General features: G+C 64.3%; 14 protein-coding genes. 4 read left to right on the top strand and 10 right to left on the bottom strand.

Translation table 11 applies throughout. The features are described from left to right. Nucleotide 1: 1 nt before the first annotated feature. Together NLM31_RS11190 and NLM31_RS11185 are read right to left on the bottom strand one after the other, a co-directional pair. Nucleotides 2–646: an Isoquinoline 1-oxidoreductase subunit gene (locus NLM31_RS11190; RefSeq protein WP_254192241.1), complete on the bottom strand. Its 645-nt coding sequence runs from the start codon at nucleotides 644–646 to the stop codon at nucleotides 2–4. Between the two features lie 92 nt (nucleotides 647–738). Beyond that, entirely contained in the window at nucleotides 739–5,118 is a 4,380-nt protein-coding gene (locus NLM31_RS11185) for an autotransporter domain-containing protein (RefSeq protein WP_254192240.1), read from the bottom strand. A 273-nt stretch (nucleotides 5,119–5,391) separates the two neighbouring features. Between NLM31_RS11185 and NLM31_RS11180 the strand changes: the two genes are divergently transcribed. Together NLM31_RS11180 and NLM31_RS11175 are read left to right on the top strand one after the other, a co-directional pair. After that, a complete protein-coding gene (locus NLM31_RS11180) occupies nucleotides 5,392–5,532 on the top strand; it encodes a hypothetical protein (protein WP_254192239.1) in 141 nt (46 codons plus the stop codon). A gap of 356 nt (nucleotides 5,533–5,888) precedes the next feature. Continuing rightward, nucleotides 5,889–7,850: a bifunctional diguanylate cyclase/phosphodiesterase gene (locus NLM31_RS11175; RefSeq protein ID WP_254192238.1), complete on the top strand. Its 1,962-nt coding sequence runs from the start codon at nucleotides 5,889–5,891 to the stop codon at nucleotides 7,848–7,850. Between the two features lie 6 nt (nucleotides 7,851–7,856). On the opposite strand, the gene NLM31_RS11170 is transcribed toward NLM31_RS11175, so the two are convergent. From NLM31_RS11170 to pgm, 4 genes are all read right to left on the bottom strand, one after another. Continuing rightward, a complete protein-coding gene (locus NLM31_RS11170; protein ID WP_254192237.1) occupies nucleotides 7,857–8,837 on the bottom strand; it encodes a PDR/VanB family oxidoreductase in 981 nt (326 codons plus the stop codon). Between the two features lie 10 nt (nucleotides 8,838–8,847). After that, entirely contained in the window at nucleotides 8,848–9,609 is a 762-nt protein-coding gene (locus NLM31_RS11165; protein ID WP_254129216.1) for a GntR family transcriptional regulator, read from the bottom strand. 5 nt (nucleotides 9,610–9,614) lie between these two features. Continuing rightward, the gene (locus NLM31_RS11160; protein WP_254129215.1) at nucleotides 9,615–10,664 is read right to left on the bottom strand and encodes a Rieske 2Fe-2S domain-containing protein; all 1,050 of its coding nucleotides are present in this window, start codon (nucleotides 10,662–10,664) and stop codon (nucleotides 9,615–9,617) included. Nucleotides 10,665–10,964: 300 nt separating this feature from the next. Then, a complete protein-coding gene (gene pgm / locus NLM31_RS11155; RefSeq protein WP_254192236.1) occupies nucleotides 10,965–12,611 on the bottom strand; it encodes a phosphoglucomutase (alpha-D-glucose-1,6-bisphosphate-dependent) in 1,647 nt (548 codons plus the stop codon). A gap of 317 nt (nucleotides 12,612–12,928) precedes the next feature. Between pgm and NLM31_RS11150 the strand changes: the two genes are divergently transcribed. Further along, the gene (locus NLM31_RS11150; protein ID WP_254129213.1) at nucleotides 12,929–14,080 is read left to right on the top strand and encodes a S9 family peptidase; all 1,152 of its coding nucleotides are present in this window, start codon (nucleotides 12,929–12,931) and stop codon (nucleotides 14,078–14,080) included. Nucleotides 14,081–14,114: 34 nt separating this feature from the next. Here NLM31_RS11150 and NLM31_RS11145 read toward each other — a convergent pair whose 3' ends face one another. Then, nucleotides 14,115–14,930 carry a response regulator transcription factor gene (locus tag NLM31_RS11145; protein WP_254129212.1) on the bottom strand — a complete coding sequence of 272 codons (816 nt, stop codon included), beginning with the start codon at nucleotides 14,928–14,930 and terminating at the stop codon, nucleotides 14,115–14,117. A gap of 296 nt (nucleotides 14,931–15,226) precedes the next feature. Here NLM31_RS11145 and NLM31_RS11140 point away from each other — a divergent pair, with 296 nt between their 5' ends. Further along, nucleotides 15,227–16,075: an MBL fold metallo-hydrolase gene (locus tag NLM31_RS11140; RefSeq protein WP_254129211.1), complete on the top strand. Its 849-nt coding sequence runs from the start codon at nucleotides 15,227–15,229 to the stop codon at nucleotides 16,073–16,075. Between the two features lie 103 nt (nucleotides 16,076–16,178). On the opposite strand, the gene NLM31_RS11135 is transcribed toward NLM31_RS11140, so the two are convergent. From NLM31_RS11135 to NLM31_RS11125, 3 genes are all read right to left on the bottom strand, one after another. Continuing rightward, entirely contained in the window at nucleotides 16,179–17,063 is an 885-nt protein-coding gene (locus NLM31_RS11135; RefSeq protein WP_254129210.1) for an aldose 1-epimerase family protein, read from the bottom strand. A 115-nt stretch (nucleotides 17,064–17,178) separates the two neighbouring features. After that, nucleotides 17,179–18,492, bottom strand: a complete 1,314-nt coding sequence (locus NLM31_RS11130; RefSeq protein ID WP_254192235.1) for a UDP-glucose/GDP-mannose dehydrogenase family protein — start codon at nucleotides 18,490–18,492, stop codon at nucleotides 17,179–17,181. Between the two features lie 161 nt (nucleotides 18,493–18,653). Beyond that, a complete protein-coding gene (locus tag NLM31_RS11125; RefSeq protein ID WP_254192234.1) occupies nucleotides 18,654–19,673 on the bottom strand; it encodes an NAD-dependent epimerase in 1,020 nt (339 codons plus the stop codon). Nucleotides 19,674–19,895 lie beyond the last annotated feature (222 nt).

The following is a 19,895-nucleotide window of genomic DNA, read 5'->3' as shown; positions in this document are numbered from 1 at the left end:
GCTAGCGCGGACACTCCGCGCCGCTGTCGATCCACGCTTGCACGAGCTCGCCAGCAACCTGTTGGCTGCCGGGAGCCGGCTTGCGACCTTCGCCGGGATTCCAGGCCCAACCGACGAGATCGTCCTTGGCGACATGCTCCTGCAACGCGGCGAGGTCGCGGCCGCCGTTGGCCTGGACATCCTTCAACTGGCGGCAGATCTCACCCAGTGACTTGCCTTGCCACGCCATCGACATCGGCGCAAAGCCCCATCGCGGATGACCGGGAATGCTTCGATATGAAGCCGCCTCGAGCAGCGTGACGTTGTGAGAGCCATGGCAGCCCGAGCAGTTGGCCTCGAAATGCCCGGTCTCGGCCCGCCAGATCGGCGGCATGTGCTCGTGAAAATCGTCGCCCTGCGTTGGATGGTCGCCCGCCGGGTGGCAGTTCATGCAACGCGGATTCATGACCACCTTGCCGATTTCGTTGAAGATCGCGCGCGAGCGCTCGCTTGTGTTCGAGATCGACGAAAAATCGGCAGGACTTTTCAGCGGAGCGCTTGTCGATGATTGATCCGCGCCGACGGGCCGCGCAAAGGCCGCAACTGCCGCGAGGGCAACAATCACGAGACGTGCAGCACGAGCGGCTGATTTGGGCGCATCGGTCATGAGACCTTAATGGCCGCCCTCTCCTTTGGTTCCTGTCTTTCGCCGGGACGCCGACGTCCGGACGCCGGCTCGTGACCCTCAAGCCCGCAGCCTTACCAAGCGTAACGCACCACGCCCTTTCCGGCATAGCTGCGCGTGACGTTGGAGAACTCGCCCTCGAACGTGGCGGCCGCCGACCAGCCGTTCAGCCATTTCTTCTCGGCCGCGGCGGTGACCAGCGCCATCTCCGAGGCCATCGCCGCGCCGTTCACGACGAAGCTCGCGCCGGGCAAGGTCTGGAACGTGGCGCCGATCGCGCGGTTGGGGTTGAAGTCGTGCGCCCATGCGACGCGGCCGCGCAGCGTGACGATGCCGTCGTCCTGAGCGAAGGCCTTGTCGGTGCGAAGGCCGAGCTCGCTCCGTGTATCGGTGACGCTCTTGGCGCCATAGGCGAGCGCGAACTGGTTGCTGCCCGCGATCGCCTGTTCAGCATAAGCCGGCAGGTCGAAGGCGGTGACCTGCGCCGCTGCGTAGGGCGTCAGACCAATGCCTTGTGAAACAAAGCGATAGCCGCCTTCGAGCCGGCCTGACCAGGCATTGGCATTGAACTCGGCGCGCAGGCGATCGACGCCGGCGACGGTCACGGTGCGATCGGTGGTGATGTCCTGCCAGCCATAGGCCAACGCGCCCGTGATGTAGGCGGGACCCGCGTTGTGGCGGAAGAACGCGCCGGCCTGGAACAGGTCGGAGCGGCCGCCGCCGAGATTGCTGGCGACGGAGAAATTGGTGCCGCCACCGGCCAGCGCGAAGCCGAGCAGCGTGTCACGCGACACGCGATAGTCCGCGCCGACGGCGGTCGCGTAGAGGCTGCTGGTGGTGGTGTTGGAGCCGAGCGCATTGTTGCCGTCGGTCTGCTGCGCACCGCCGAAGCCGGCGGCCCAGACGCTCCAGCGCTGCTCGAAGGACGGCGCCACCGGAGCCTTGGTGTAGGCGGCGAACGCGTCGCGCGCGTTGGCCGAACGTCCCTTCCCGGCCGCGGCGTAAGCCAAGCTCTCGTCGGCATAGGCATTCGGTGCGCCGCCGGCGCTAACGGGATCGCCGCGGCCGGCGACGAACGGGTCCGTCATCACGCCCATGAATTGGGTCATCGCATTGAACGTCGACTGCTGCGGCGCGCTGCCGACCTCGCCGGAGATTTGCGTCAGGCCGGCCGGCGTCAGGCCGCCGAACGCCATCGAGATCCCGCCGGTCGTGTTGAAGAAGTTGATGATCGCGTTGCCGACGTTCTGCTGGTTGACGTTCAGGTTTCCTGACGGCGGTGCAAAGTTCAGCACGAGGTTCAGATAGGCGTGCGTGAGGTCGTTGCTCGCGCTGATGCTGAAACCCGCAGGCAGGCCAAGGCTGAGGATGGTGGGATTGAACGCGCCAGTGATGCTGCTCGCGGCGACGACCGTGTATTGCTTCGAGACGTAGCTGCCGGCCGCGAAGTTGACGCCCAGCGTCGCGCCGCCGAGATTTGCATTGCCGGTCACGATGCTGGAGGTGGACGTCGCCGGCGTCACTTCCACGAGGTAGGTCGAAGCTGCGCTCAAGACGAGGCTACCGGCAACGGTCATGGAGCCGCCGACCACGCCCTGGCCCGGCGCGAACAGGCCACCGTTGACGGAAACATTGCCCACGGTGCCCACGCCCGAGAGTGTGCTCGTGGCATTCACCGTCGTCATCGATGAGCTGGCGATCGAGCCATCGACCCTGAGCGTGCCACCGTTGATCGTGGTCGTTCCGTTGTAGCTGCTGGTGCCCGTCAGCGTCTCCGCGCCGCTGGACAGGACCAGATTGCCGGTGCCCTGGATCACACCACCAAAGGTCTGGGTGCCACCCGAGATCGTCAGCGTCTTGGCACCGAGGTTCACGGTGCTTCCGCCGACACCCGAGAAATCCGTAATCGAAAGACCGGTGGTGACGCCGGAGATATCGAGCGTTCCCGCCGCATTGGTGAGGCTCACCGCGCCGCCGATGGTCCCGCTGCCGGTCACGAACACCGTGCCGCCGGAGATCGTCGCCGCGCCGCTGATCGTGGCGTCATTGTTGAAGGTGCCGCCATTGTTGTTCAGTGTCGTGATCGAGCCGGTGCCGTTGTTGTTGAACGTTCCGGACGTGTTGGTCACGCCAGCCATCGTGCCGCCGTTGCCCACCGTGCCGCCGTTGTTCGTGGTGGCGCCCTGAACAGTGCCGAAGTTGTTGAACGTGCCGCCCGTCAGACCGAGGGTGCTCGCAAACGTACCGGCATTCTGCACGGTGCCTGAAGACACGGTCGCAGCGCCCGTGACCCTGCCCTGATTGTCGTTCTGGAAGAGGCCGCCATTGTTGATCAGCGTCGTGATCGTGGCGTTGTTATTGTTGTTGAACGTTCCGGAGGTGTTGATCGCGCCGGCCATCGTGCCGTTGTTGTTCACCGTACCGCCGTTGTTCGTGGTCGCGCCCTGGACCTGGCCGCCGGTGTTGTTGGTGAACGTGCCGCCGGTCAGGCCGAGCGTGCTGGAGAACGTGCCGGCGTTCGTCACGCTGCCCGCGGAGATCGTCGCCGCGCCGGAGACCGTTGCGCCGGTATCGTTGGTGAAGGTGCCGCCATTGTTGTTCAGCGTCGTGATCGAGCCGCCGGTGTTGTTGCCGAACGTTCCGGAGGCGTTGGTCACCCCCGCCATCGTACCGTAGTTGCCCACCGCGCCGCCATTGTTCGTCGTCGCGCCCTGGACCACACTGCCAGAATCATTCTCAAACGAGCCGCCCGTCAGCCCGATCGTGCTCGCAAACGTACCTTGGTGATTTACCACGCTGCCTCCAGATATAGTCGCAGCGCCGGAGACCGTCCCTAAACTATAGAAGCTGCCGCCGCTATTGGTCAGCGTCGTAATCGAACCGGTGTCGTAGTTGGTGAAACTCCCGAACGAGTTGGTCACGCCGGCCATCGTGCCGTAGTTGGTCATCCCACCGCCGCTGTGCGTCGTCGCACCCAGGACCTGGCCGTCGGCGGCGTTCGTGAAAATGCCGCCGGTCGCGTCAAGCGTGCTGGCGAATGTGCCGTGGTTCAACGTGATGTTTGAAGCAGAGATCGACACCGCGCCGGAGACCGTTGCACCTGCGTAGTTGCGGAAATTACCATCGCTGGCCGTCACCGTCGCGATTGTGCCACCGTTGTTGTTGTTGAGCGTTCCCGCGTTGATGGTCACTCCGGCCATCGTGCCGTTGTTGTTCACCGTGGCGAAGCTCATCGTGGTCATCCCCTGGACCTGACCGCCCGCGTTGTTGGTGAACGTGCCGCCGGTCAGACCGAGCGTGGAGGAAAACGTGCCGGCGTTGGTCACGGTGCCGCCGGAGATCGTCGCCGCGCCGGAGACGGTCGCGCCGCTCTCGTTGGTAAACGTGCCGGAATTGTTGGTCAGCGTCGTGATCGAGCCGCCGTTCTGGTTGTCGAACGATCCGGTGTTGGTCACCGCGCCCATCGCACCGCTGTTGGTGACGATGCCCGCGTTGCTCAGGTTGCCGGTCACGGTACCGCCGCTGTTCACGATCGTCGCGTTGGCGTTGTTGGTCAGGCCGCCGTTGGCGTTGAGGGTCGAGCCGGCGCTTACCGCGATGCCTCCGGCCGGATCGGTGCCCGAGTTCGTGATCAGTCCAGCGACGGTGTAAGAGCCGCTGGAAAAAAACAGGACAGACGAGGTGGTGCTGTTGGTGAATGTGCTGTCGCTGGTGACCGTGCCGAAGATTTCGAAGAGACCGCCGGTGCTATTGTCGATCGCGCCGTTGAAGGCGCCGGCATGGGCGCCGACCGAGTTAATATTGGTCAGCCCGCCATTGGTTGAACCGGCGAACTGAATATAACCACCCGAATTGATCAAGCCGCCGTTCAGCGTGCCCGAATTGCGCGTGACGCCGTTGTTGTCGAGGCCGCCATTCTGCGTGCCGGTGTTTTCGTAGGTCGCGAGGGTGTTCGTGACGGAAACAGCAGACGTCAGGGTGCCGCTGTTGACGAGGGTGCCGGCCGAGACACTCGTCGTCGTGAACGAGTTCGTCCCGCTCAGCGTCAGCGTGCTGGCGCCGGCCTGCGAGATGCCCGCTCCCGTCATGTTGTTGCTGATCGAGATGCTCTGACCGGTATTGGCGTTGTTGACGAGGTTCGGTCCGGCGCCGTTGAAGTTCACGTCGGCGCCCGACAAAGCGTAGTTGCTGGCGTTTGCCCCGAACGTCCACGAATCCGGGGTGATCGGGCCGGCAGTGACCGTGATGGTCGTACTGCCCCCTCCCGTGAATTGAGCTGACTGGCCGGCATTGATTGGCGGAGCGCCCGCCGGCGGATTCGACCAGTTGGTGCCGAGATTGTAATCGCTGGTGGCTGTCGAGTTGCCGAAGCCGTGCCACACACTCTGGGCCTGGGCCGAAACCGAAAACAGGCAGCTCGCCAGCGCCGAGGTCGCGAGCAGCAGACGCTTCATTCCCATTCCAACCACCGGCATTCCAGCATTCCAAGTCGCGCCTGGATTGATAGGGAGAACCGATGGTTCACACTATGTCGGCGCGGCAACACTCTGCGGCAATCCGATACCAATCGTCGTATTTCGACGCACAAAGGTGCGATGAGAGCGCGCTCGTGCGCTGACTGAGAACGCGCAACAGCTCGCAAACATTTCCTCGACAATCCGTTCGCGTGCCCGGTCGACCGCGTCCGTCATCGCCTTTCCGCTCGGCGTGACGGCGGCTTCGCTGACATGGCGATCGGCTTCGCTGGCGTGCCGCCTGACCAGGCCGAGGCTTTCCGGGTGCGTCCCGACGGCTACATCGGCGCCTTCGTCGGCTCCGAGCAGACCGATACGCTCACGCATTTTCTGGCCGAGCAGGGGCTGGTCTGATTGAGACTCGCGTCCCGGACACCGCTGTCATCGCCCGGCCTTATGCGCAATTGCCCATCAGGACCGGGCGATCCAGTACTCCGAGACCGTCGCGATTCCTCGATAGGCCACGGCGTACTGGATGCCCCGCCTTCGCGGGGCATGACAGCGGAGTGAGTGGCGGATGCTCGGCCTATCGTTACAGCCGTAACGCGGAGCGCCGCATTTGTATCGATTTGTTATCGATACTGCGACACGAACACGCAGAAGTGGTCGCGGCGACTGCGGCAATCGGGGATAATTCATAGTTCGTCAAAGTTTTGCGGTGAATTTTCCGGATCGAGCCGGACAAACGGCTCATGCTGCTAGGCCCTGGAATGCGGACTCAACTGACCAACTATGTCGCAAGGCTGTTTGCCGGCGATCTGTCAGCCTTTGGCGGCCCCGCAACCGACGAAACCGTCGCCGGCCATATCCGCGCGGAGCAGATGTCGCTGGTGCTCGGCTATTCCGTCGGCATCATGCTCGCCAATGCCTGCAACGCCACCGTGCTCGCCATTGCGCTGTGGCAGTCACCGGACCGCATCCCCGCCCTGATCTGGGCCGTCGCCGTCGCCGGCGCCGCGATTGCGTTCGGCCTGCAATCCCACGCCTCGCGCCGGATCACAAAGCCGCAATTCGTCTCCCGCCGCGCCATGCACCGGCTGGTGCGCAATGCCTTCGTGCTCGGCACAGCCTGGGGCATCGTCCCCGTCGCCTTCTTTGCAAATGCTTCGACCGGCGGCCAGCTCGTCATCACCTGCCTGTGCTCGGGCATGCTGGCCGGCGGCGCGCTCGCCTTCGCCACCATCCCGATCGCGGCCATCGCGTTCACTGCTCCGATCTTCGTCGGCATCGCCATCTGCCTCAGCCGGAACGGCGACCTCGCCTTCCTGCTGATCGCTTTCCTGGTCGTGGTCTATGGCAGCGTGCTGCTGCGCGGCGTGTTCGTCAATTCGATCGGATTTGCACGGCGGGTGATGCGGCAGATCGAGGCCGAGCGCATCGTCCGCCAGGACCCCCTCACCCATTTGCCCAATCGCGTCGCCTTCAACGAGACGCTCGACGGCGCGCTGAAGCGGCTTGCGCTGTCCGGCGAGGAATTCGCCGTGCTGCTGCTCGACCTCGACCGCTTCAAGGAGGTCAACGACCGCTTCGGCCATCCCGCCGGTGATGAATTTTTGGTGCAGGTCGCAAGCCGGCTGCAACGCTGCACCCGCGCGGCCGAGCATGTCGCCCGCATCGGCGGCGACGAGTTCGCGCTGGTGATGGCCAATCTAGCGCGGCCCGAGGATGCGCTCGAGATCGCCGAGCGCTTCGTCGCGGCCTTTGCCGAACCGTTGCTGATCGAGGGCTGCGAGATCGTGGGCGCGACCAGCGTCGGCATCGTGCTGGCGCCGCGCGACGGCAACACGCCGCTCGACATCATGAAGAACGCGGACGCCGCGCTCTATCGCGCCAAGAAGGCCGGACCCGGCACGATCTGCTTCTTCGAGGAAGCCGACGACAAGGCCTCGCGCGACCGCAAGGCCTTGCAAACGGACCTCGCCGGCGCCGTCGCGCGCAACGAGCTGTTTCTGGTGTTCCAGCCGTTCCTCGATCTCGGCAACAACCGCATCACCGGTTTCGAGGCGCTGCTGCGCTGGCAGCATCCCTCGCGCGGACTGGTGCCGCCGAGCGAGTTCATCCCGATCGCGGAAGAGACCGGGCTGATCCACGAGATCGGCGAATGGGTGATCCGCCGCGCCTGCGCGACGCTGTCGGACTGGCCGGAGGATATCCGGGTCGCCGTGAATTTCTCGGCCGCGCAGTTTCACAACGCGAGCATCCTCCAGACCATCGTGCAGGCGCTGGCCGACGCCAGGGTCGCGCCTGACAGGCTCGAGATCGAAATCACGGAATCGATGCTGCTGTCGAAATACGGCTCGGCCGCCTCGATCCTGAATGCGCTGCTGGAGCTCGGCGCCACGGTGGCGCTGGATGATTTCGGCACCGGCTTCTCGTCACTGACATACCTGCGCAAGCTGCCGTTCAGCCGCATCAAGATCGACCAGTCCTTCATCCGCGACATGCTGGTGCAGCCGGATTGCGCGGCGATCGTGAAATCGGTGATCTCGCTGGCGCGCGACCTCAACATCGACGTGGTCGCCGAAGGCGTCGAGACCGCCGACCAGCTCGAATATCTCCGCCAGATCGCCTGCGACGAAGTGCAGGGCTACCTGATCGGCCGGCCGGTGTCGGCCGATGGTGTGCAGGCGCTGCTCAACTCGAAGAAGCTGCGGGCGATCTTCGCGGCGTAGGCCGCCTCAGACCGCATCCGCCCGCAACAGCGTATCCACCGTGATCGTGCCCCGCGCGCGCGAGACGCAGGCGCAGATTTTCTCGTTGCTTTGCTTCTGGTGATCGCTGAAGAAGACGTCGCGATGGTCGATCTCGCCGTCGACATCGACGACATCGATGGCGCAAAGGCCGCATTCGCCGCGCTTGCAGTCGGATATCACCTCAAAGCCGCTGGCGTTGAGGACATCCAGCATCGAACGCTCGCGCGGGATTTCGAGCTCGACGTCAGACCCCTTCAGACGCACACGAAAGGTCTCGGTCGGCAGCGAGCCGCTGGAGCCGAAGGTCTCGTAGCGGAGATCGGGAAGCGGATGGCCGGCGCCGATCCAGGCGTGGCGGGCGGCATCGAGCATCCGCATCGGGCCGCAGAACAGCGTCAGCGTGCCCTTCGGCAACGAGGCGAACAGCCTGTCGAGGTCGAGCCGCTTGCCTTCATCGCTGGCATGGACGACCAGGCGGTCACCGAGCAGGCGCGCGAGATCGTCGAGATAGGCAGCGTCAGCGCGCCGGCGCACGGCGTAGTGCAGCGTAACGCTTGCCCCGCGGCGCGCCAGCGCCTGCGCGGCACCGAGGATCGGGGTGATGCCGATGCCGCCGGCGATCAGGCAATAGTTTTCGCGCGCCCAGTCGACCGCGACGAGCGAGGCGGGCCGGGTGATGTCGAGCCGCGCGCCCGGCGCGAGCTGCCACATGTAGCGCGAGCCGCCGCGCGAATCCTCGGCGCGGCGCACCGCGATCCTGAAGCCAGCGGACGAAGCCTCGCCGACCAGCGAATAGGACCGCGTCTCCGGCAAGCCATCGATGGTGACGCTGACATTGATATGGCTGCCGACCGGATAGGCCGCGCCGTCGAATTGATCCGGCCGGATCAGGAATTCGCGGATGCCGGGCGATAGATCGCGCGTCGACACCAGCGTCGCCGGAATCCAGGTTTCGATGAAGCGCATGGCATTGCCCTCAATCGGTTGCGGTCTTGATCAGCGCGAGCGCCGGCAGGAGATCGAGATGGGTGCGGTTGCGCAACGCGAGCCGCAAATTTCGCACCGCAAGCCGCGCGTGCTCGCGCATCACGGCTTCGGCACGCGCACCCTCGCGGTTCTCGATGGCGTCGATCACGACGCGGTGGTGCTCCTGCCCGATGATGAGGATCTGCTGCGCCTCGGGCAGCGCCGACTGCGCCATCACGAAGCCGCTTGGAGACGCAAACGGCAGCGCCGAGGCGCGGTCGATCTGCCGAACCAATGGCGGGCTGCGCGACAATTCGGTGAGCAGCGCGTGGAAGCGCGCGTTCAGCGCGACATAGGACGAGAAGGCTTCGATCGAGATCGGCACTTGCCGCAGCAGATCGTCGATCGCGGCGAGACACTCTTTCAGAGGTTCGAGCTCGCGCGCGGAGACGCCGCGCTCCGCGGCAAAGCGCGCGGCGAGGCCTTCCAGCGTGCCGCGCAGCTCGATGGAATCGGAAATGTCGCGCTCCGAAAACGCTTTCACCATGAAGCCGCCGGAGGGGATCGCCTCCAGCAGGCCCTCCTCCTCCAGCCGCACCAGCGCCATGCGCACCGGCGTGCGCGAGGCGCCGGTGGTCTCCACCGCCTGCAGCTCGGAGATGCGCTCGCCCGGGCGCAAGGCGCCCGACAGGATCTGGTCGCGCAGCGCGAGCTGCGCTTTCACGGTCTGCGAGACGGAGCGGTCGACCTCACGCTCGGGCGCTGCCTTCACCTGGATTACTCCGCGGCCTGGAGGTGTGTTGGCGGGTTTTCCTTCGCAACCATCCGGTCGATCAGCTTGCGCGTCCACATCGCGCCGGCGTCGATGTTGAGATTGTAGAAGATGCGATCCGGATTCTCGTCCATCGCGCGCTGCTGCGCCTCGAGGATCAACTCGTCCTCGTGGAAGATGCCGGAGACGCCCTCGCGGATCTCGGTGGTGATGCGCTGCTCGCCGATCTGATAGTTGCGCACGAACGCCCAGAAGTAATGGCAGGTCTTCTCGGTCTCGGGCGTGATGGTGTTGAGCACGAAGCCGTTGACGCCCTGCGAGCGGTCGCCTTCGGGCGCGCCGGTGCCGGTCGGCGCGACGCCGACATCGATGGCGATGGTGCACGGGGCTTCGAAGCGGATGATCTGCCAGCGGTCGACGAGGCCTCCCTTGCCGAGTTGCTTGGCCCAGAACGGCGGCGCCTCGATGCCGCGCATCCAGCGCGTCACCGTCACCGTCTTCTCGCCATGGGTGACGTCGAACGGCGCTTCGGCAACCGCGTCATTCCCAATCGAGGAGCCGTGCACGAAGGTCTCGTGGGTGAGGTCCATGAGATTGTCGAGCACGAGGCGATAGTCGCAATTGACGCGGATGGTCTTGCCGTCGCCGGCCCAGGCCGGATCGTGATTCCAGTGCATGTCGGGCACGAGCGCGGGATCGGCGAGCGCAGGGTCGCCCATCCAGAGCCAGATGTAACGATGACGTTCGACCACGGGATAGGCGCGCACGCAGGCCGATGGATTGATGGTCTCCTGCGAGGGCATGAAAGTGCAGCGGCCCTGCGCATTGTATTTCAGGCCGTGATAGCCGCAGACGACGGTGTCGCCTTCGAGCCGGCCCTTGGACAGCGGCACCAGGCGATGCCAGCAGGCATCCTCAAGAGCAGCCACCGAGCCGTCGGCCTTGCGGTACATCACGATGTGCTTGCCGCAGATCGTCCGCGGCAACAGCGCCGGCTTCACCTCCGCGTCCCACGCGGCGGCGTACCAGGCGTTCATGGGGAAGGGTTTTGTCACCGGCGATCTCCCAGGGCTTATGTATGCGTTATGTATACAGTACTGGAGATATTAAATCGTTCAAGAGCAAAAATGCTTACTATAATACCTTTATGTACTAGATTTGGATACAGGAATGCCGATTACCTCCCCTGGAGGGGGAGGGTCGGTGCGAAGCGCCGGGGCGGGGTGATCTCTCCATACGGGCACTGTTCATCGCGGAGGGACCTTCACCCCACCCCGCTGCGCATTTCGCTTCGCTGCATGCGCATCGACCCTCCCCCTCCAGGGGAGGGTAAGAGAGAAAGCCCGCCTCGGCCGTTACGCGCCGAACACCTTCGCCAGGCCCGCCTGCGCTTCCTGCTGAATCTTCTTCAGGTGCTCGGTGCTGCGGAAGCTCTCGGCGTAGATCTTGTAGACGTCTTCCGTCCCCGACGGCCGCGCCGCGAACCAGCCGAAATCCGTTTCGACCTTGATGCCGCCGAACGGCTGGCCGTTGCCGGGCGCCTTGCTCAGCGTGGAGCGGACGGGATCGCCGGCGAGATCTTTCAACCCGAGTTGCTCCGGTGTGACGGATTTCAGGATGTTCTTCTGCGGCCCGGTCGCGGCGACGTCGATGCGCGCGTAATGGGGAACGCCGAGCTCGGCGGTGAGATCATTGAACAGCTGGCTCGGATCGCGGCCGGTCTTGGCCAAGATCTCGGCGGCGAGCAGGCCGAGGATGATGCCATCCTTGTCGGTGGTCCACACCGTGCCGTCGCGGCGCAGGAATGAGGCGCCCGCACTCTCCTCGCCGCCGAAGCCGAAGCCGCCGCTGACGAGGCCGTCGACGAACCATTTGAAGCCGACCGGCGTCTCCACCAGCTTACGGCCGAGCTTTTTCGCGACACGATCGATGATCGAGCTCGACACCACGGTCTTGCCGATCGCGGCATCCTTGCTCCAGTTCGGCCGGTGCGCGAACAGATAGGAGATCGCGGTCGCCAGATAGTGGTTCGGATTCATCAGGCCGCCGGTGCGGGTCACGATGCCGTGGCGATCGGCATCGGTGTCGTTGGCAAAGGCGACGTCAAAACGGTCGCGCATCGCGATCAGGCTCGCCATCGCGTAAGGCGAGGAGCAGTCCATGCGGATCTTGCCGTCCCAGTCGACCGTCATGAAGCGGAAGGTCGGGTCGATCGCCTCGTTCACGACGGTAGCCTTGAGGCCGTAGCGCTCGATGATCGGATGCCAGTAATGCACGGCGGCGCCGCCGAGCGGGTCGATACCGATATTGATGCCGGCGGATTTGACGAGCTCGAGATCGACGACATTGCCGAGATCGGCGACGTAGGGGGTGATGTAGTCGTTGGCATGAACGCTCGACGACTTCAGTGCCTTGGCGTAGTCAATGCGCTTCACGCCCTTGAGCCCGTCGGCGAGATAGGCGTTGGCGCGCTTCTCGACGACACCGGTCACATCGGTGTCAGCCGGGCCGCCATTCGGCGGATTGTATTTGTAGCCGCCGTCCTCCGGCGGATTGTGCGAAGGCGTGACGACGACGCCGTCGGCCAGCCCCGATGTGCGGCCCTTGTTGTAGGTGAGGATCGCGTGCGAGATCACCGGCGTCGGCGTGTAGCCGTGGTCCTTGTCGATCATCACCTCGACGCCGTTCGCCGCGAACACCTCGACCGCACTCGCAAGCGCAGGCTCGGCCAGCGCATGGGTGTCGATGCCGATGAAGAGCGGACCGGTGAGGCCCTTCTCCTTTCGGTAGTCGCAGATCGCCTGCGTGGTCGCCAGGATATGGCCTTCGTTGAAGGTGTTCTTGAACGAGGTGCCGCGATGGCCCGAGGTGCCGAACGCCACCCGCTGCGCAGGGTCGGCGACGTCGGGCTTGCCCGCGAAATAGGCCGTCACGAGCCGCGGAATGTTGGCGAGCGCGTCCGGCGAAACCAGCTTGCCCGCCGCGGGATGAATGTCAGCCACTGAAATATCCTCGTCCTGCCGTCCAGAGATTGCGCCACACCATAGCATCGGCCGCGCTCGCGCCAAACCACAACACGCGCGACGGGGGAGCTGTTCCTTGGCCGATTCCGTCATCCTGAGGTGCGAGGTACGCCGCGCAACGCGCGGGGTGCCGAGCCTCGAAGGATGAACGGCCGAGATGCCGCCGGGCCGTCGCCCTTCGAGGGCCGCTGAAGAAGCGGCCACCTCAGGGTGACGGAGATGGATGCGTTTCACGATATCAAGGGAGACGATCGTGCTATGGTGTTCTTTTAAATCGGACCTTTTCGAGTCGGCGCATGACGCGGTTTTACTGGCTCTCGTTTATTCTGATCGCCAGCCTCGCCATGGGCCTCACCCTGGCCAGCGCGTCGGCGCGCGCCGCCCAGTTCTACGTCGAGGATCTCCGCATCCCAATGGCCGAAGCCGGACCGCAGGGGCTGGAGGCGTTTCTGGTTCGCCCGGCCGGGACCAAGCGCTATCCGCTGGCACTGCTCAGCCATGGCACGCCGCGCAGCTTCGGCGATCGCGCAACCATGAACGCGCGCGAATATTACGGCATCGCGCTGGAATATGCCCGGCGCGGCTTCGCCGCCCTGATCGTGATGCGGCGCGGCTACGGCACATCGCCCGGCGGCCGGGTCGATAGCGTCGGCGGCTGCGCCAATGCCGCCTATCTGCCGGCGGCCGCGGTAGCGGTTGCCGATTTGCGCGCCGCGATCGATGCGATGGCGCGTCGGCCCGACGTCACCACGACAGGCATGATCGCAGCCGGCCATTCCGCCGGCGGGCTCGCCACCGTCGCCCTGACCGCGCAGCCGCCGCCCGGTCTCGTCGCCGCGATCAGCTTCGCCGGCGGCCGGGGCTCGCGCGACGATGACGAAGACGTCTGCAACGAGGATGGGCTGGTGCAGGCGTTCGCCAGCTTCGGCAAGACCTCGCGGGTGCCGATGCTGTGGGTCTACGCGGCCAACGACCAGTACTTCGGCCCGGATCTGGCGCGCCGCCTCTACGCTGCCTTTCGCGCCAATGGCGGCAATGCGAAATTCGTCCCGGCGCCGTCTTACGGCGACGACGGCCACTACCTCTATTCCGTGGCGGGCCGCCCGCAATGGACGCCTTATCTCGACGCCTTCCTGCGCGAGCGCGCCCTCGCCCACGACATCCTGAGCCCGCCCGACCCGCTGCCGCCGCCCGGCCATTTCAGTGAGGCGGCGAAAGCCGAGTTTGCGCGCTATCTCGCCAGCACCACGCCGCACAAGGCTTTCGCGGTGTCGCCCAATGGCGGTTACGGCTGGCGCTCGGGGCGCACCACCGTGGACGATGCGCAACGCGATTCGCTCGCGGCCTGCATGAAATGGTCGCCGACCTGCACGCTCTATGCGGTCGACGACCAGCTCGCGGCAGCGACGCGGCAAATCACCACGGATCAAAGCGCCCGCACACGATAGCTGCGCGGGCGATCAGGTCTTTCGCGAGATGAGATCAGAGCCGTTCGCTGAGCGCGAGCTTGTAGCCGACACCGGTGACGGTGGCGATGACAGGCGTGCCGCTGCCGACGAGCTTGCGGCGCAGCCGCGCCACCAGCGCATCGACCGTGCGGATGTCGACCTCGGCCTGGCGGTTACTGACGACCTCGATCAGATAGTCGCGGCTGAGCGGCCGTCCGTCCGCACCGACGAGTGCGGCGAGCAGATCGAACTCGGCGCGCGTCAGCGCCACCGGCTTGCCGTCGCTGCCGAGCAGCTCGCGCCGCGTCAGATCGATGATCCAGTCGCCGAAGGCGATCGAATTGTGGTTGCGCGCCGCCTTGCGGTCGATCGAGCGCCGCCGCAACACGCTGCGCGCACGCGCCAGCAGTTCGCGCAGATTGATCGGCTTGGTGACGTAGTGATCGCCGGCGATCTCGAGACCGAGGATGCGATCGACGTCGGTGTCTCGGCGGGTCACGAAGATGATGCCCGCATTGCTGGTCGCCTGGATCTCCTTGGCGAGCTCGAAGCCGTCGCCGTCGGGCAACTGCACGTCGAGGAAGACGAGGTCGGTACGCGCGCGCAGCGCCTGGCGACATTCCGCGCAGGTCCCGGCGCCGATCACGTCGAAATTGTTCTCGCTGAAGTAACCGACCAGCATCGTGCGGGTTACCGGATCGTCTTCGACCACGATCAATCGCTCGCGCCCAATGGGACGCAATTCCTGAAGTGCGGAATCAGCCACGATATTGGATGTCCTGTGTGCCTGCGACCCGGCTCGAAAATTCGAGTCGCCGCGTGATGCGTTGTCATGTGAACGAACATTCACGGCTTATTCGAGCCCCCGAAACTGCCTGCCGGAATACTAGGCTTCTTGTGTCGCCCAAACAATATAGGTCACGGTATTGCAGTATTAAGTATGAATTGGCCCACACTTCTCACTGAGCGCATGGATGTGTGAGCCTGGCTCGCCGGACCGGCTTCGGCCGCGCCCGGCGCCGACAATTCCGCTCATCCGAATTCGGATTCAACTGCTGGTTAACATAACGTCCGCTTCGATCTGGCCTGCACCGCCTTCGAACCTCACGGGACCAAACCGACGAGCTACATACGGGAGTAAGCGCCATGGAAGTCATTCTGCTCGGCACCGGCGGTCCGCGCCCGGACCCACGTCGCATGGCAACGACGACGTTGATCAGGCTCGGCGAAGAGAACATCCTGTTCGACGCGGGCCGCGGCGTCATGGTGCAGCTCAGCAAGGCCGGCGTGCCGCTCGGCGCCATCAACACGGTCTTTCTCACCCATCATCATTTCGATCACATCGGCGACCTCTACGACGTGATGCTGAATTCCTGGATGCATGGGCGTAAGGACGATCTGCGAATCTATGGGCCACCGGATACCGAACGGCTCGTCAACACGCTGGTGACGCAGGTTTACGACAAAGACATCGCCTGGCGCGACCAGGGCGAGCCGACGTTCGGCGGCTGGAAACCGGTGGTCGCAACCGACATCATTCCAGGCCCCGTTCTCGATACCGGTCGCTGGAAGATCAGCGCCGAGCTCGTTTCGCATGGCGACGGGCTCGACATGTCACCGGCGTTTCTCGCGCGCTGGATGTGTCTCGGTTATCGCTTCGAGGCGGACGGCAAGGTCATTGCGATTTCGGGCGACACCGTCCCCTGCCCCGGCCTCGAGCGGCTGGCTGAGGGCGCCGACCTGCTCGTGCAAGTCTGCTTTCTCGCGACGCCGGAGATCAACAACGACCATTTCCGGCGGCTTGCGAAATACACGCTGGCTTGCGGTGACACCGTCGGCAAGATCGCGGCCAAAGCAGGCGTCAAGAAGCTGGCGCTGACCCATCACCGTCCCCGCACCGACGACACCATGCTGAACGCGCTCCTTGCGGATGTCCGGCGGGATTATTCAGGTCCCGTCGTGCTCGGCGAAGACCTGACGCGCATCGAGGTGTGAGAGCAAAGCGCGATGAGATGTGGATGAATCTTCATCGCGCTTCAGGTTGTTGTTTGCGCATGATCTTTCCGGAAAACCGCTTCACACTTTTCCGGATCATGCTCTAGGATATTCCCACGTCGACCCGGAACGACAACTGCTCCTCAGCGCCGGGTGCGATGTGCATCAAGCCCGGCTTGTCGCTGAATTCGCCGTCGAACGCCTTGGGGCTTGCATAGCCGCGCCAGGGTTCGATGCAAAGGAACGGCGCGCCTGACGGCTTCGACCAGACGCCGAGTTCGCGAAAGCCGCGCCAGGACATTTTGAGCCAGGGCCCGGTGCCATCCGTGGCGGCATAGCGGACCCCGCGGCTGTTGACGGGATCGAGGATGACGGCGTCGTTACTGAACAGCGCTTCCGACAAAGGAAGTACAGTGCCTCGGACCGGGCTCGGATCCGTATCCGCGAGCAGGAGGCCGCCTTCGACACGGTGAACCGGGGACGGCTCCTCGTGCGTGAATGTCAGCGCGTAGCTCTGCTTCGGCACACCAGGACGAAGCGGCCAGTTGAAAGCGGGGTGGCCACCGAGCGACACCGACAGCGTCTCCTTGCCGGTGTTGGCGACCGTGAGCGAGAGATCGAGACCGGACGCATCGAGCGCATAGGCCGCCGTCAGCCGAAACGCGAACGGATAGAGCGCACGCGTCGCCTCGCTGTCCTCGAGCACGAGCGCGCAACGGTTCTCGCCACGCCCCGTCCAGGCAAAACGGCTGTCGCGCGCAAAGCCATGCTGGGTCATCCGGTAGGTCTTGCCCCGGTACCGCATTTCGTCATTGGCGAGACGCCCGACGATCGGAAACAGCAATGGCGCATGGCGCGCCCAGGCGGGACCTGCCTGCCAGACGAACTCGGTGCCGTCCTCATGCCTGAGCGAGCACATCTCGGCGCCGTGCGCCTTGATGGTCGCGGTGAGGGAGCCACTGCGGATCGTGTGGGTGTCGTCGGTCATGGCAGTCTCCATCGCGGCAGGCGCGGCTGGATCATAACGCATCGGAGACGATTTCGCCCGCCTCACGAGGAGGCGGGCGATGATCAGCTCGGCATGATCGGTCAGGCCTGGGACCCTAAGCCTGGGACGACCGTCCCACGCTTTCATAAACGAAGCCGGCCTCGGCCATCTCTTCGGGGCGGTAGATGTTGCGGAGGTCGACGACGACGGGCTGCGCCATGACGCTCTTCAGCCGGTCGAGATCGAGCGCGCGGAACTGCACCCATTCGGTGACGATGACGATTGCATCGGCGTCTTGGGCGCAGGAATAGGCGTCCTCGGAGTAGGTGATGTTGGGCAGCTCGCCCTTTGCCTGCTCCATGCCGACCGGGTCGAAGGCCTTCACCTTTGCGCCCATGTCGATCAGGCCGGTGACCAGCGGGATCGACGGCGCATCGCGCATGTCGTCGGTGTCGGGCTTGAAGGTGAGGCCGAGCACGGCGATGGTCTTGCCGCGCAAGGAGCCGCCCAGCGCCTGGCTGACTTTCCGTGCCATCGCCCGCTTGCGGTTCTCGTTGACCGCCAGCACAGATTCGACGATGCGCAAGCTCACGTCGTAATCCTGCGCGATCTTGATCAGCGCCTTGGTGTCCTTCGGGAAGCAGGAGCCGCCGAAGCCCGGACCGGCATGCAGGAATTTTGTGCCGATGCGGTTGTCGAGGCCGATGCCGCGCGCGACTTCCTGGACGTTGGCGCCGACCTTTTCCGAGAGGTCCGCGATCTCGTTGATGAAGGTGATCTTGGTCGCGAGGAACGCGTTGGCGGCGTATTTGATCATCTCGGCGGTGCGGCGCGCGGTAAACATCAGCGGCGCCTGGTTCAGCGAAAGCGGACGGTAGATGTCGCCCATCACCTTGCGGCCGCGCTCGTCGGACGTGCCGACCACGACGCGATCGGGGAACTTGAAGTCGCGGATCGCAGCGCCCTCGCGCAGGAACTCCGGATTGGAGGCGACGACGACGTCGGCCTTGGGATTGGCCTCGCGGATGATGCGCTCGACCTCGTCACCAGTGCCGACCGGAACGGTCGACTTCGTCACCACGACGGTGAAGCCGGACAGCGACTGCGCGATCTCCTTCGCGGCAGCGTAGACGTAAGAGAGATCGGCATGGCCATCGCCGCGACGCGACGGCGTGCCGACCGCGATGAACACGGCATCGGCATCCGCGACCGGCTTCGACAGGTCAGTGGTGAAGTCGAGGCGCTTGGCCTTCACATTGGTCGCGACCAGTTCGTCGAGGCCCGGTTCGTAGATCGGGATCTCGCCGCGATGAAGGCTAGCGATCTTCTTCTCGTCCTTGTCGACGCAGGTGACGTCGTGACCGAAATCCGCAAAGCAGGCTCCGGACACCAGTCCCACATAACCCGTGCCGATCATCGCGATTCGCATGAAAAACTCTTTCCGTTGACGACGGATGTTCCACTGAACACCCTAGACCAATTCTCTATCCGGTCGCACGCCCAACATTAGGGCAAGCTGCTTCGCAAGCCGAACAAACCTTAACCGTCGCCACCCGAGTATTTTTGTTGTCTTGCCGTTCGCTTCGGCGATCACACGCCGTGGTACTTTCGATACCATTCGACGAAACGCGCGAGGCCTTCCGCGATTGGCGTCGACGGCGCGAAACCGACGTCGCGCTGGAGGGCGGAGATGTCGGCGCGCGTCTCCAGGACGTCGCCGGCCTGCATCGGCAGCAGCTTGCGGATCGCGGGCTTGCCGATGATCTTCTCGAGCGTCTCGACGAACTCGAGCAGCTTGACCGACCTGTTGTTGCCGATGTTGTAGACGCGGTACGGCGCATAGCTCGACGAATTTTCAGGCCGCTCCGCGTTCCACGCGGGATTCGGAGCTGCGGGCCGATCGAGGGTGCGGATCACGCCCTCGACGATGTCGTCGACATAGGTGAAGTCGCGCCACATGTCGCCATTATTGAAAATCTTGATCGGCTCATTCGCGAAGATCGCGCGCGTGAACAGATAGGCGGCCATGTCGGGCCGGCCCCACGGACCGTAGACGGTGAAGAAGCGCAGGCCCGTCACCGGCAGCTTGTGAACATGCGCAAAGGTGTGCGCCATCAGCTCGTTGGCCTTCTTGCTCGCGGCATACAGGCTGACCGGATGGTTCACCGATTGCTCGGTCGAATACGGCAGGGTGCGGTTGGCACCATAGACAGAGCTCGACGAGGCGTAGACGAGATGCGCCAGGCCATGGCGCCGGCCGGCCTCCAGCACGGTGACAAAGCCGTCACAATTGGCACGGATGCTGGTGATGGGATCGTCGATCGAGGCGCGCACGCCCGGCTGCGCCGCAAGGTGGACAACCCGATCGGGCGCGACTTCATCGAATACGCGGATCACCGCGGCAAAATCGGCAAGGTCGATCTCGTGGAAGCTGAAGCCCGGAAGATGCTTGAGCTTTTCGAGGCGCGCGCGCTTCAGCGCCGGATCGTAATACGGTGTGAACGCATCGATACCAACGACCTGTTCGCCACGCGCCAACAGCCGTTCACAGACATGCATTCCGATAAAGCCGGCAGCGCCGGTCACGATCACTGGTCGCAAAGTTGTCATCTCGTTCATTCCGCGAATGCAATGCCAGACCAGGACATGAGAGGCAAGGTTTTGACGATGACGATATCATCGAGTCAGTCTTGATCATGTAAGCGCATCGAAATGTGTAGGAAACATGATGGCATCATGCATCCACGCATGCTATCCGGCTGCAAGGATGCTCGGACGATAGCGCTGCATGTGCTAGAGATCATATCAACCGTCCATTCCGCGCGGATGCCC

It is taken from the genome of Bradyrhizobium sp. CCGUVB4N, from assembly GCF_024199945.1.
Taxonomy (GTDB): Bacteria; Pseudomonadota; Alphaproteobacteria; order Rhizobiales; family Xanthobacteraceae; genus Bradyrhizobium.
This window is presented reverse-complemented; position numbering and strand designations above follow the sequence as displayed.

Coding starts and splice junctions, on each gene's coding strand:
- NLM31_RS11190 (WP_254192241.1), bottom strand. CDS start 646: ATGACCGATGCGCCCAAATCAGCCGCTCGTGCTGCACGTCTCGTGATT.
- NLM31_RS11185 (WP_254192240.1), bottom strand. CDS start 5,118: ATGAAGCGTCTGCTGCTCGCGACCTCGGCGCTGGCGAGCTGCCTGTTT.
- NLM31_RS11180 (WP_254192239.1), top strand. CDS start 5,392: ATGGCGATCGGCTTCGCTGGCGTGCCGCCTGACCAGGCCGAGGCTTTC.
- NLM31_RS11175 (WP_254192238.1), top strand. CDS start 5,889: ATGCGGACTCAACTGACCAACTATGTCGCAAGGCTGTTTGCCGGCGAT.
- NLM31_RS11170 (WP_254192237.1), bottom strand. CDS start 8,837: ATGCGCTTCATCGAAACCTGGATTCCGGCGACGCTGGTGTCGACGCGC.
- NLM31_RS11150 (WP_254129213.1), top strand. CDS start 12,929: ATGACGCGGTTTTACTGGCTCTCGTTTATTCTGATCGCCAGCCTCGCC.
- NLM31_RS11140 (WP_254129211.1), top strand. CDS start 15,227: ATGGAAGTCATTCTGCTCGGCACCGGCGGTCCGCGCCCGGACCCACGT.
- NLM31_RS11135 (WP_254129210.1), bottom strand. CDS start 17,063: ATGACCGACGACACCCACACGATCCGCAGTGGCTCCCTCACCGCGACC.
- NLM31_RS11130 (WP_254192235.1), bottom strand. CDS start 18,492: ATGCGAATCGCGATGATCGGCACGGGTTATGTGGGACTGGTGTCCGGA.
- NLM31_RS11125 (WP_254192234.1), bottom strand. CDS start 19,673: ATGACAACTTTGCGACCAGTGATCGTGACCGGCGCTGCCGGCTTTATC.